General features: G+C 69.7%; 13 protein-coding genes. 6 read left to right on the forward strand and 7 right to left on the reverse strand.

Annotated features, from left to right (window positions below; genetic code table 11):
* Positions 1-34: 34 nt before the first annotated feature.
* From ACFWY5_RS02090 to ACFWY5_RS02110, 5 genes are all read right to left on the reverse strand, one after another.
* The gene (locus ACFWY5_RS02090; protein ID WP_379612457.1) at positions 35-685 is read right to left on the reverse strand and encodes a DUF2461 domain-containing protein; all 651 of its coding nucleotides are present in this window, start codon (positions 683-685) and stop codon (positions 35-37) included.
* A gap of 30 nt (positions 686-715) precedes the next feature.
* Positions 716-2224: a helicase HerA-like domain-containing protein gene (locus ACFWY5_RS02095; protein ID WP_379630311.1), complete on the reverse strand. Its 1509-nt coding sequence runs from the start codon at positions 2222-2224 to the stop codon at positions 716-718.
* Positions 2221-2979, reverse strand: a complete 759-nt coding sequence (locus ACFWY5_RS02100; protein ID WP_379612459.1) for a polysaccharide deacetylase family protein — start codon at positions 2977-2979, stop codon at positions 2221-2223. The genes ACFWY5_RS02095 and ACFWY5_RS02100 overlap by 4 nt, the downstream gene beginning before the upstream one ends.
* A gap of 57 nt (positions 2980-3036) precedes the next feature.
* Complete coding sequence (locus ACFWY5_RS02105) at positions 3037-3342, reverse strand: hypothetical protein (protein WP_379630312.1); 306 nt, start codon at positions 3340-3342, stop codon at positions 3037-3039.
* A 75-nt stretch (positions 3343-3417) separates the two neighbouring features.
* A complete protein-coding gene (locus ACFWY5_RS02110; protein WP_379630313.1) occupies positions 3418-3993 on the reverse strand; it encodes a helix-turn-helix domain-containing protein in 576 nt (191 codons plus the stop codon).
* Positions 3994-4081: 88 nt separating this feature from the next.
* Here ACFWY5_RS02110 and ACFWY5_RS02115 point away from each other — a divergent pair, with 88 nt between their 5' ends.
* Positions 4082-4915, forward strand: a complete 834-nt coding sequence (locus tag ACFWY5_RS02115) for an EamA family transporter (RefSeq protein ID WP_379612462.1) — start codon at positions 4082-4084, stop codon at positions 4913-4915.
* A gap of 28 nt (positions 4916-4943) precedes the next feature.
* Positions 4944-5900, forward strand: a complete 957-nt coding sequence (locus ACFWY5_RS02120; protein ID WP_379630314.1) for an anti-sigma factor RsbA family regulatory protein — start codon at positions 4944-4946, stop codon at positions 5898-5900.
* Here ACFWY5_RS02120 and ACFWY5_RS02125 read toward each other — a convergent pair.
* The gene (locus ACFWY5_RS02125) at positions 5877-6461 is read right to left on the reverse strand and encodes a sigma-70 family RNA polymerase sigma factor (protein ID WP_379612464.1); all 585 of its coding nucleotides are present in this window, start codon (positions 6459-6461) and stop codon (positions 5877-5879) included. The two genes, ACFWY5_RS02120 and ACFWY5_RS02125, sit on opposite strands and share 24 nt — an antisense overlap.
* A gap of 245 nt (positions 6462-6706) precedes the next feature.
* Here ACFWY5_RS02125 and ACFWY5_RS02130 point away from each other — a divergent pair, with 245 nt between their 5' ends.
* A complete protein-coding gene (locus ACFWY5_RS02130) occupies positions 6707-7780 on the forward strand; it encodes a PLP-dependent cysteine synthase family protein (protein ID WP_379630315.1) in 1074 nt (357 codons plus the stop codon).
* Here ACFWY5_RS02130 and ACFWY5_RS02135 read toward each other — a convergent pair.
* Positions 7777-8748 carry an ABC transporter substrate-binding protein gene (locus ACFWY5_RS02135; RefSeq protein ID WP_379612466.1) on the reverse strand — a complete coding sequence of 324 codons (972 nt, stop codon included), beginning with the start codon at positions 8746-8748 and terminating at the stop codon, positions 7777-7779. The genes ACFWY5_RS02130 and ACFWY5_RS02135 overlap by 4 nt on opposite strands.
* Positions 8749-8843: 95 nt before the next feature.
* Between ACFWY5_RS02135 and ACFWY5_RS02140 the strand changes: the two genes are divergently transcribed.
* The 3 genes from ACFWY5_RS02140 to ACFWY5_RS02150 are packed head-to-tail and all read left to right on the forward strand — an operon-like array spanning position 8844 to position 11703.
* A complete protein-coding gene (locus ACFWY5_RS02140) occupies positions 8844-9875 on the forward strand; it encodes a FecCD family ABC transporter permease (protein WP_379612467.1) in 1032 nt (343 codons plus the stop codon).
* Complete coding sequence (locus ACFWY5_RS02145) at positions 9872-10924, forward strand: FecCD family ABC transporter permease (RefSeq protein WP_379630316.1); 1053 nt, start codon at positions 9872-9874, stop codon at positions 10922-10924. Before ACFWY5_RS02140 ends, ACFWY5_RS02145 begins: the two co-directional genes overlap by 4 nt.
* The gene (locus ACFWY5_RS02150; protein ID WP_379612469.1) at positions 10921-11703 is read left to right on the forward strand and encodes an ABC transporter ATP-binding protein; all 783 of its coding nucleotides are present in this window, start codon (positions 10921-10923) and stop codon (positions 11701-11703) included. Before ACFWY5_RS02145 ends, ACFWY5_RS02150 begins: the two co-directional genes overlap by 4 nt.
* Positions 11704-11716: the final 13 nt, after the last annotated feature.

An 11716-nucleotide genomic window follows, 5' to 3' on the forward strand; every position in this document is an offset into this window, starting at 1 on the left:
GCAACCCCGGCCGGGACGGAGCGGCCCAAAGCTCTCAGCGGCGAGGTAGCTCGGAGCCGCGTACGTGCGTGGACAGCCACTCCACCAGCGGCCCGAACTCCCGCCAGGCCGCGCGGACCCGGGACTCGACCTCCGGCGTGTGGACCCACGGCTCCGGCTCGGCCCGCACGCCGGCGTAGATGGAGCGGTGGCGCAGCAGGTCGAGGCGCGGATGGTCCTCGGGGACGCCGCGCGGGCGGGTCTTCAGACGGTCGCCGCGGATCTCGTAGCCCCGGGCCTGGAGGTCCGCGACGATCCTGGTCAGGGGCTTGCCGGACAGGTCGGCGGAGACGGCCTCGCGGTAGCGGGCCACCTGGTCGGCGGCCTGGGTGTAGATGCCACCCGCCAGGAACAGCCCGGCGGCGCTGACCTCGACATAGAGGCCGATGCCCGGCTGGGTGTCGATGAAGGCGCCCTGGTGGGTCTTGTAAGGGGACTTGTCCTTGGCGAAGCGCACGTCGCGATAGGGCCGGAACAGCTGGGCCGCCCCGAACTCCGGGCCCAGCGCGTCGGTCAGGGCGAGCATCGGCGCCCTGACCGCGTCTTCGTAGAGGTGCTTGTGGCGGGTGAAGTACGCCTTGGAGTTGTCCGCCTCAAGGCCCTCGAAAAAGATGAACGCCTCGTCGGGGAAGCCGGTGAAACCCATGCCGACCAGGGTGCCAGACCTGACCGACAGTCAGCGGCGGCGGCGGGCCGTACCGAAGATGGATCTGCTGATCTCGCGCCCGAGCGAGCTGGCGGCGGAGCGGGCGAACGACTTGAAGACGGACGAACCAAGCACGCTTTCCAGCAGCGTGGGTTCGGCGGAGCGCGGAGGCTCCACCGGCCGCTCGACCTCGGGCGGAGCCTCAGGTGGGGGGATCACTTTCGCGGCCAGGATCTCGTAGGCCGAGTCGCGGTCGATGGCCTGCGCGTACTTGGGACGCAGCGGCGAGGCGGCGATCACGCCCTGCACCACGGCCGCGTCGGCGGGCGCCATGCGCGAGCGCGGGGCCCGCATCCGGGTCCAGGCCACCGGCGTCGGGATGCCCTTCTCCGACAGGACGGTCACGACCGCCTCGCCGATCCCGAGCTGCGTGAGCACCTCCTCCAGGTCGTAGGAGGAGTTGGGGAAGGTGGACACGGTCGCCTTCAGCGCCTTGGCGTCCTGCGGGGTGAAGGCCCGCAGCGCGTGCTGGACCCGGGCGCCGAGCTGCGCGAGCACGTCGGCCGGCACGTCCTTGGGCGTCTGCGTGACGAAGAACACGCCGATCCCCTTGGAGCGGATCAGCCGCACGGTCTGCGTGATCGAGCGCAGGAACGCCTTGGAGGCGTCGCTGAACAGCAGGTGCGCCTCGTCGAAGAAGAAGACCAGGCGCGGCTTGTCCGGGTCGCCCACCTCGGGCATGCCGCTGAACAGGTCGGCCAGCAGCCACATCAGGAAGGTCGAGAACATCGCCGGACGATCCTGTACGGCCGGCAGCTCCAGGATCGACACCATCCCCCGCCCGTCCGGCATCACCCGCAGCAGGTCGGCGGTGTCGAACTCGGGCTCGCCGAAGAACTGGTCGGCCCCTTCGGCGGCGAAGTTCACCAGCGCCCGCAGGATCACCCCTGCGGTCTGCTTGGACAGCCCGCCCACGCCCTTGAGCGCGTCGGGGTTGTCGAGCAGGTACTGGATGACCGCCCGCAGGTCCTTGAGGTCGAGTAGCGGCAGCCCGGCCTGGTCGGCGAAGTGGAAGATGAGCCCGAGCGAGGACTCCTGGGTGTCGTTGAGCCCGAGCACCTTCGACAGCAGGGTGGGCCCGAAGGCGGTCATGGTGGCGCGCAGCGGGATGCCCTCGCCGATGCCGCCGAGCGCGTAGAACTCGGTGGGGCAGGCCTGCGGCGACCAGATCTGGCCGATGCCGGCGGTGCGTTCCATGAGCTTGTCGGACGGGTCGCCGGGCTGGGCCATGCCGGACAGGTCGCCCTTGATGTCGGCCAGGAACACCGGTACGCCGGCGGCCGACAACTGCTCGGCGATGACCTGCAGCGTCTTGGTCTTGCCCGTGCCGGTGGCGCCGGCGACCAGGCCGTGGCGGTTGAGCATGCGCAGCGGCAGGCGTACCTGGGCGTCGGGGCGGCCGGCGCCGTCCACGACCAGGGCGCCGAGGTCGATGGTGGGCTCGTCGAAGGTGTAGCCCCTGATGATGTCGTCGATCATCGTTCGGTGTACTTCCTGCCTGGTGCCGGCGGCTTGCCGTACAGCTCGGACACGGTGACGAACGCGAAGCCCCTGCCCGCGAACACGTCGAGGATCTTGGGCATGGCGTCGACGGTGGTGCGGTGGATGTCGTGCATGAGGATGATCGATCCGGGTTTCGCCTGGACGGCGCGCCTGGCCACGATCGAGGCACTGCGGTCGCGCCAGTCGAGCGTGTCGACGTTCCAGAGGATCTGGGCCAGTCCCTCGCGCCGGGTCGCGGCGGCCACCGAGGCGTCGGTCGACCCGTACGGCGGCCGCATGAGCGTCATCCGCACCCCGGTCTCCCGCTCGACCACGTCCTGGGTGTGCTTGAGCTGATAGCGCAGCCCGGACTCCGACAGCGTGGTGAGCTGCTCGTGGCTCCAGGAGTGGTTGCCGAGCTCGTGCCCGTCGTCGACCATGCGGCGCAGGTTGCCCTGCCTGTCGGCGGCGACCATCTGGCCGACGACGAAGAAGGTCGCCTTGGCGGCGTGCCTGCGCAGCATGCCGAGCAGCCGGGCGGTGTGGTCGCCCGGCCCGTCGTCGAAGGTCAGCGCGACGCACTTGGCCTTCTTGCAGTCGATCCGGCGTCTGCCCGGCCAGTCGAGCTGCATGGAGGTCAGCTGCCTGGCCAGGACGCCCGGGTCGACGGGGTCAGGGTCCGGCGGCCGCATCGGCAGCACCGACGCGACCCCGGCCATCGGTTGGACGTGCGCGCACCCTGCCGTCAGCATCAGCGCCAACGGCCACCCCCACCAGCGCATATTCCCCCCGGAATCGCGACGGGGGCGCTATGGGTAATCGCCGGCCGAGTCCCCCCGCAATTCCTTGGCCAGTTCTTCCCACCAGGCTGGGACATCGGCCTGCAGTTCCGCATAGCGACGCGCCACTCTTATGGCACATCCAACCAGATCCGTACCCAAATGCCGACGTTTCACCGCTCCTTCCTGCCAGCGGTAAAAACCATCCCTGAATCGCACGACCAAGCCGATCCATACCGACAGGGTCGCGTCGTCGCCCACGTCGTACGCCGTGGTCACACCGAGACTTTGCAGTTCCCCGCGGAGCTTCTCAGTGGCAGCACGGGCCTCACTCACGCATACCTCCTGTTGACCCACCGCCCCTCGGAGTAATCATGGAACTCCGGGCCGTCATCCGGAAGGTGTTCGCCGTTATTGGTCGTGAACGACTCGCGGCTCGGCCACGACCATGATCATTCTGACCTCTTCCGTGCCGTCGTTGGCATAGCGGTGGGGCCGGTCGGCGGTGAACAGGGCGGCGTCGTCGGTGCCCACGCGGTGGCTCCTGCCGTACACGGTGAGGGTCAGCTCGCCCCGCAGGACGGTGATCATCTCGCGGGTGCCCGGCGGGTGGGCGTCGCCGTCGTGGTGCTCGCCGGGGGCCAGCCGCCAGTCCCACAGCTCCAGGATCATCGGCTCGTCGGCGCCGACCAGCAGCATGGCGCGCGAGGCGCCCATCTCGAAGTTGACCACGTCGGCCTTGTCGATGATGCGCACGACCGGGACGTCGGCCACCTCGACCAGCCGCGCCACGGTGACGCCGAGCGCGGAGGCGATCCGGGTGAGCGTGGAGACGCTGGGATTGGTCCTGGCCTGTTCGACCTGGACCAGCATGCCTCTGCTCACACCCGAGCGGGCGGCCAGCGCGTCGAGCGTCAGGCCCCGGTGGGCCCGCTGCGCCCGCACGTTGTTCGCGATGGCCGCGGTGATCGTCTCCGGATCTTCCATGCGGTGCAGTCTAGTGAACAAAATGTCTAGTCTGTCGCACTCCGTGTACTGTACTAATAGTTCAACCAAGTGAACTGGAGAGTGTGACGTGACTGCGGTGATCCTCGCGACCGTCTGCGCGGTGGTGTACGGCACGGCCGACTTCTGCGGCGGGCTGGCCACGCGACGATCGCGCGTGCTGTCGGTGGTGGCGCTCTCACAGATCGCCGGCCTGGTCCTGATCCTCGCCCTGCTCCCGCTGCTGCCCGGCCTGTTCGACCAGAGGGCGCTGTGGTGGGGCATGGGCGCGGGCGTCGCGGGCGCGGCCGGGCTGGTGCTGTTCTACCGCGCGCTGGCCACCGGGACGATGTCGGTGGTCGCGCCGACCACGGCGGTCACCTCCGCCACCCTGCCGGTGGTCTTCGGCCTGGTGACCGGCGAGCGGCCGGCGCCGCAGGCCCTGATCGGCATCGTCCTGGCACTAGCCGCGGTGATGCTGGTCAGCCAGGACCCGACGGCGGACAAGCGCGGCTCGCTCGGATCGGTGCTGATCGCCCTGGCCGCCGGGGCGGGCTTCGGCGGCTTCTTCATCCTGCTCGACCTGTCCCCCGACGGCACCGGGCTGTGGCCGCTGGTCGGCGCCAGAATCTCCTCGGTGACGCTGGTCGTGCTGCTGGCCGTCGTCGCGCGGCGCTCGCTCAGGCCCACCGGCGGCTCGCTGCGCATCATCGCGCTGGCCGGCCTGCTCGACATGGCGGCCAACGTGCTGTTCCTGCTGGCCAAGCAGGAGGGCATGCTCAGCCTGGTCGCCGTGCTGGTCTCGCTCTACCCGGCCAGCACGCTCCTGCTGGCCAGATACGTGCTGGGCGAGCGGCTGCACACCATCCAGGTGGCGGGCGTCGCCTGCGCGCTCGGGGCGGTCGCGCTCATAGCCGTTGCGTAGCCCACCGGCCGCTTGCTACGTTTCGGCCGTGCACCCCGCGCGGGCACAGACCGACCACGAGTCGCTACGGCACATAGGGATGCCCTACGACTCCGATGAGGGCTTCCTCCGCCTCGTCCTGCCCCGCGTACGCGCCGCACTCCACGAGGGCCGCCGGGTGCTCGCGGTCACCTGCTCGCGCAAGCTGCAGCTCCTGGCCGACGCGCTGGACCGCGACGCCGGCCGGATCGACAGAAGGATCGCCGCCTCCTGGTACGCGCATCCGCAGCGGACGCTGGCCGCCTACCACGAGTACGCCAGAGACCTCCCGACACTGATCGTCGGCGAGCCCAGCTGGCAGGGCAGGACCGAGCGGGAGATCCGCGAGTGGATCCGCTACGAATCGGTGCTCAACGCCGCGCTCGGCGCCGCGCCCGCGATCGTCGTCTGCCTCTACGACCTGCGCACCACGCCCACCGCCGCGCTCGACTACCGCGCCGTCACCCACCCGTTCCTGGCCGGACTGAACGGCGAGGCCGTCAGCGAGGCCTTCGTCGAGCCCCACGACCTGATCCTGGACGGCGACCGCCACCCGCTGCCCGACCCCACGGGCCAGGTCACCTCGGTCGGCTTCACCGCCCACGAGCTCAAACGCTTCAGGCAGGCCGTGGCCGACTACGCCAGGGCGGCGGGGATGGAGCGCAACCTGGTCTCCTCGCTCGTGCTCAGCGTCTCGGAGATCGCGGCCAACTGCGTCGAGCACGGCGCGGGCCACGGCATGATCAGGATGTGGGTGACGGGCAGGGAACTGGTCTGCGAGATCGCCGACCCGGGCGGCGTCCTGGACGACCCGTTACCCGGCTATATACCACCTGAGCCCGAATCCCCTCGGGGATACGGGCTCTGGATCAGTCGTCAGCTCTGCGATCTGGTGGAGATGCGGGACGATGCCGGAACGCTCCGGGTCCGCCTCCACCTGGGCCTAGGCGGCCCGCTGGGCGGGTAGGCGCACGGCGCCTTCCTCGACCGCGTACTCCTCCAGCATGGTGCGCAGCTGCTTGCGGCCGCGGTGCAGCCGGGACATCACGGTGCCGATGGGGGTGCCCATCCGGTCGGCGATCTCCTTGTAGGCGAAGCCCTCGACGTCGGCCAGGTAGACGGCGACGCGGAAGTCCTCGGGCAGTGCGCGCAGCGCGTTCATCACGCTGCTGTCGGGCAGGCGCTCCAGGGCCTCGGTCTCGGCGGACTTCAGGCCGGTGGAGCTGTGCGACTCCGCCGCGTGCAGCTGCCAGTCCTCGACCTCCTCGGCGGCCGAGAGCTTGGGCGAACGCTGCTTCTTGCGGTAGTCGTTGATGAAGTTGTTGGTGAGGATGCGGTGCAGCCACGCCTTGAGGTTGGTGCCCTCGCGGAACTGGTGGTAGGACGTGTACGCCTTCGCCACGGTCTCCTGGACGAGGTCCTCCGCGTCGGCGGTGTTGCGCGTGAGGCGCATCGCGGAGGCGAACAGCTGCGAGGTCACGGGCACGACATCGCGCTCGAACCAATCCTGACGCTGCTCTTCGGTCATCGTGATCAAATCATTCCCCCTTGCTATCCCCCGTCTCGGCACGAGCCGCCAGACAGCAGCTCCATGCTCGCAAAACCCCCGTAAGGGCCGCGTTAACCGGTTCTGCCTGGTCAGGGAGGTGAACAGTCCTACTGCTCGCGGCGTGCGTAGTCACGTCCACGGCCGGACTAGTCTCATTATCGTAACACTATCCACCCATTTCCGCAGATAAAGTGGCCAGAGTCACATGAGATAGCGTATGGACCATGGACTTCGTCGACCGCCACGACTCCGGCGCCCGGCATTGGGTTGCCGAGGCCGTCCGGAGAGTCGAAGCCGATACCAATCGCAGCAGTGACACCCATCTCCACGTCTTTCCGCTGCCCGCGCGCTGGGGCGTAAACCTTTATATGAAAGACGAGTCGGTGCACCCTACAGGTTCACTCAAACACCGGCTCGCTCGTTCCTTGTTCCTGTACGGCCTCGCCAACGGCTGGATCGGCCCCGGGACCACCATCGTGGAGGCCTCCAGCGGCTCCACCGCGGTCAGCGAGGCCTACTTCGCCCGCCTGATCGGCCTGCCGTTCATCGCCGTGATGCCGGCGGCCACCTCCCCGGAGAAGATCGCCCTCATCGAGTTCTACGGCGGCAAGTGCCACCTGGTCGACCAGCCGTCGGCGATCTACGAGGAGTCGCGCCGCCTGGCCGCCGAGACCGGCGGTCACTTCATGGACCAGTTCACCTACGCCGAGCGGGCCACCGACTGGCGCGGCAACAACAACATCGCCGAGTCGATCTTCGGCCAGCTCGCCCTGGAGCCGCATCCCGAGCCCACCTGGATCGTGGTCGGCGCGGGCACCGGCGGCACCTCGGCCACGATCGGCCGCTACATCCGCTACCGCCGTCACCACACCCGCCTGGCCGTCGCCGACCCGGAGGGCTCGGCCTTCTACCCGGCCTGGGCCGAGCGCGACTGGACGACCACCGCGAGCGGCTCGCGCATCGAGGGCATCGGCCGTCCGCGGGTGGAACCGTCGTTCCAGCCGGACGTGATCGACCGCATGATCCACGTGCCCGACGCCCGCTCGGTCGCAGGGATGCGGTGGGTGCGGGAGGTCACCGGCCGTCCGGTCGGCGCCTCCACCGGCACCAACATCGCCGCCTGCGTCGATCTCATCGAGGAGATGCGCGCCGAGGGCGACCAGGGCAGCGTGGTGACGCTGATCTGCGACGGCGCCGAGCGCTACGCCGGCACCTACGGCGACGACGCCTGGCTGGAGGCCCAGGGCCTGGACATCCAGCCGCATCTGTCCGGCCTGCGCGCCTTCCTCGGCGTTTAGGCGCCCTTCGCGGGGTCCACGGAGAAGAACTTCGCCAGGTCGTCCAGGATCGCGTGCGCGCCCTGGATGCCGACGGCGCTCATCCACGTGAGGTCGGCGACGTCGTGCTTGGCGCCCTTGAGCTTGTTCCACAGCGGGTTGGTGACGAACTTCTGCTTCGGCGCGTCGGCCGTCGGGTCGGCGTAGGTGGAGACGAAGATGTGGTCGGCGTCCAGCTCGGCGATGCGCTCCTGGCTGATCGGGACCATGATCTGGTTCGGGTCCTTCGGCTGGTCGGTGGGACGCGGGAAGCCCACGTCCTTCAGCACGACACCGGAGTAGGAGTTCTCCACGTAGAGCCGGACCGTGGGCTCGCCGGCGAAGCGGACCACGGCGACGGTGGGCAGCTTGCCCTCCTTCTCCTTGATCCCCGCGCCGATCTTGCCCGCGCGCTCCTCGAACTTCTTGAGCGTCTCCTCGGCCAGCGCCTCCTTGCCCAGGGCCTGGCCCATGAGGACGAGGTTCTGCTTCCAGATCGCGCCGGTGGTCTCGCTGAAGACGGTCGGGGCGATCTTGGCGAGCTTGTCGTACAGGTCCTTGTGCCGGACCTTCGCCGAGACGATCAGGTCGGGCTTGAGCGCCATGATCTTCTCGAGGCTGGGCTGCTCCAGCGTGCCGACCGAGGTGGCCTCCTTGCCGTACTCGGCCGATACGGCGCCCAGGTAGTCGGGCAGCTTGTCCTCGATCGCCCGGTAGCTCGTGTAGCCGACGACCGGCGTCTGCAACGTGAGGACCGCGTCGACGAAGCTCTGGTCGAGGGCGACCACGCGCTTCGGCTGCGTGGGGATCTTCGTCTCGCCCATGGCGTGCTTGATGACGCGGAAGGGCGCCTGCGCGCTCTCGGCGGCCTTGGGGGCCGCGGCCTGGCCACCGCACGCCGCCAGTCCCATCGCGAGTACGGCTACCGCGACCGCACGGAACGCTCTCATGTTGTCCCTCTCCCAATAAGGCAACCCTAAATTAGGTTAGCCCTGCCTAAGCTGGCATACTTCACCAGGATCGGGCAAATGAGTAGGAGGAAGGCATGGTGGCAACCACCGCCGTGAAGCTTCCCCAACTCCGTCACCGCCGCCTGACCTGGCTGATCGGGCTCACGGGGGTACTCGTGCTCGCGATCGTCCTGAGCATTACCATCGGCGCCAAGGCGGTGCCGCTCACCGACGCCTGGCACGCGCTGACCTCGCCCACCGGCACCGAGAGCGACATCATCATCCGCTCGCTGCGCCTGCCCCGCACCGCCCTCGGCATCCTGGCCGGGATCGCGCTCGGCGTCGCCGGGGCGCTCATGCAGGGCCACACCCGCAACCCGCTCGCCGATCCCGGCCTGCTCGGCGTCACCCAGGGCGCCGCCTTCGCCATGGTCGCCTCGATCATCTTCCTGGGCGCCACCAGCCTGCTCGGCTTCATCTGGTTCGGCCTGGCCGGCGCGCTCGTCGCCAGCGTCGGCGTCTTCGCCCTCGGCATGGTCGGCGGGCGCGGCGGCCCCACCCCGGTCACCCTGGCCCTGGCCGGCACCGCCGTCAGCGCCTTCCTCTACGCGCTCACCTCGGCGATGGTCCTGCTCGACGAGCAGGCCATGGACGTCTTCCGCTTCTGGCAGTCCGGCTCCATCGCCGCCCGGGGCACCGAGGTGATCTGGCAGGTGCTGCCGTTCGTCGCGGCCGGGCTGCTCCTGGCCCTGTTCAACGCCTCCGGCCTCAACGCCCTGTCACTCGGCGAGGACGTGGCCCGCAGCCTCGGCCAGAACATCGCCCTCACCCGGGCCGTCGGCGTCGCCTCGGTCACGCTGCTGACCGGCGCCGCCGTCGCCGCGTGCGGCTCGCTGTCGTTCATCGGCCTGATCGTGCCGCACCTGGCCCGCCGCGTGTCCGGGACCGACCATCGGTGGCTGCTGCCGTACTCCGGGCTGATCGGCGCCGCGCTCCTGCTGCTCGGCGACGTGATCGGCCGCGTCGTCGCACCGCCCGGCGAGCTCGAGGTCGGCGTGGTGCTCGCGCTGCTCGGCGCGCCCTTCTTCGTGGCGCTGGTCCGCCGCAGGAAGCCGGTGCGGCTGTGACCTCCTACGCGCTGAGACTCGCGGGCCTGTCCTGGCAGGTACGGCTGCGCGGCGTCGTCGTCACGTTCGGCGGCCTGATCCTCCTGGTGCTGCTGATGGCGCTGAACATGCGCATCGGCGATCTGCCCATGACCGTGCAGGAGGTGTTCAGGGACACCTTCGACGCCTCCAGCCCCGCCCACTTCGTCATCATGGAACTGCGCCTGCCCAGGGCGCTGACCGGCGCGCTGGTCGGTGCGGCCCTGGCCCTGTCCGGCGCGATCATCCAGTCGATCGCCCGCAACCCGCTGGCCAGCCCCGAGATCCTCGGCGTCACCACCGGCGCCTCGGTCACCGTGGTCGCCGGAGTGGTGGTCAGCGGCGGCGTTCACGGCGGGGTCAGCGGGCTGCTGTCCAGCGTGGGCATGCCGGTGCTCGCCCTGCTGGGCGGCCTGATCGGCGCCGTGATCGTCTACGGCCTGGCCTGGCGGCGCGGCCTCGACGGCTACCGCCTCGTCCTGGTCGGCATCGGCGTGGCCGCGGTCTTCACCAACGTCAAGTACTGGCTGATGACCATCGGCGATGTCAACGACACCGCCCAGGCGATGGTGTGGATCAGCGGCTCGCTCAACGGCCGCGGCTGGGAGCACGTGATCCCGGTCGCGCTGGCGCTGGCCGTACTGATCCCGCTGACCCTGCTCGGCACCCGCTCGCTCAACGCCCTGCGCTTCTCCGACGACACCGTCACCGCGCTCGGCGTGCGCATGAACCTGTCCAGGGCCCTGATGATCCTGGCCGCGGTGCTGCTGGCGGCCGTGGCCACCGCCTCGGCCGGCCCCGTGGCCTTCGTCGCGCTGGCTTCCCCGCAGATCGCGCTGCGGCTGATCCGCTCGGCCCAGCCGCCGCTGCTGTCGTCGGCGATCGTCGGCGCCGTGCTCACCGCCGGCGCCGACCTGCTCGCCCGCACCGCCTTCTCCCCCATCGAACTGCCGGTCGGTGTCGTCACGGCCGTGCTCGGCGCACCGTATCTGATCTACCTTCTGATCCGCATCCGTAAGGGGCGCACATGAGACTGCAGGCCGTAGACGTCAAACTCGGGTACGGCGACCGCGTCATCGTGGACGGGCTCGACCTCGGAGTCGAGGCCGGAACCGTGACCACGATCATCGGTCCCAACGGTTGCGGCAAGTCCACGCTGCTGCGCGCGCTCGGCCGCCTGCTCAAGCCGTCGGGCGGCGAGGTGCTGCTGGACGGCAAGAAGATCTCCACGATCGCCACCAAGGAGGTGGCGCGGATCCTCACCGTGCTGCCCCAGTCGCCCTCGGCCCCAGAAGGGCTCACCGTCGCCGACCTCGTGGCCAGGGGACGGCACCCGCACCAGACCTGGTACCGCCAGTGGTCCTCCGACGACGAGAAGGCCGTGGGCGTCGCGCTGAACATGACCGGCCTGTCCGACCTCGCCGAGCGGCCTCTGGACGAGCTGTCCGGTGGGCAGCGGCAGCGGGCGTGGATCTCCATGGCGCTGGCCCAGGGCACCGACCTGCTGTTGCTGGACGAGCCGACGACCTTCCTCGACCTGGCCCATCAGGTGGAGGTGCTGGAGCTGGTGCGGGATCTGCACGCGCAGGCGGGCCGTACCATCGTGATGGTCCTGCACGACCTCAACCTGGCCGCCCGCTACGCCGACCGGCTCGTGGCGATGCGCGACGGCAGCGTGGTGGCGGCGGGCACGCCGCACGAGGTGCTGACCGAGGAGCTCATCCGGGAGGTCTTCGACCTGGACTCCAAGGTCATCACCGACCCTGTGGCCGGCACCCCGCTGGTCGTGCCCATCGGCTCGCACCGCTGACGCTCCGCCGGCT

Origin of the sequence: Nonomuraea sp. NPDC059007 (genome assembly GCF_042740555.1) — a bacterium.
Classification (GTDB): Bacteria; Actinomycetota; Actinomycetes; order Streptosporangiales; family Streptosporangiaceae; genus Nonomuraea.

Coding starts and splice junctions, on each gene's coding strand:
- ACFWY5_RS02090 (WP_379612457.1), bottom strand. CDS start 685: ATGGGTTTCACCGGCTTCCCCGACGAGGCGTTCATCTTTTTCGAGGGC.
- ACFWY5_RS02095 (WP_379630311.1), bottom strand. CDS start 2,224: ATGATCGACGACATCATCAGGGGCTACACCTTCGACGAGCCCACCATC.
- ACFWY5_RS02100 (WP_379612459.1), bottom strand. CDS start 2,979: ATGCTGACGGCAGGGTGCGCGCACGTCCAACCGATGGCCGGGGTCGCG.
- ACFWY5_RS02110 (WP_379630313.1), bottom strand. CDS start 3,993: ATGGAAGATCCGGAGACGATCACCGCGGCCATCGCGAACAACGTGCGG.
- ACFWY5_RS02125 (WP_379612464.1), bottom strand. CDS start 6,461: ATGACCGAAGAGCAGCGTCAGGATTGGTTCGAGCGCGATGTCGTGCCC.
- ACFWY5_RS02130 (WP_379630315.1), top strand. CDS start 6,707: ATGGACTTCGTCGACCGCCACGACTCCGGCGCCCGGCATTGGGTTGCC.
- ACFWY5_RS02135 (WP_379612466.1), bottom strand. CDS start 8,748: ATGAGAGCGTTCCGTGCGGTCGCGGTAGCCGTACTCGCGATGGGACTG.
- ACFWY5_RS02140 (WP_379612467.1), top strand. CDS start 8,844: ATGGTGGCAACCACCGCCGTGAAGCTTCCCCAACTCCGTCACCGCCGC.
- ACFWY5_RS02150 (WP_379612469.1), top strand. CDS start 10,921: ATGAGACTGCAGGCCGTAGACGTCAAACTCGGGTACGGCGACCGCGTC.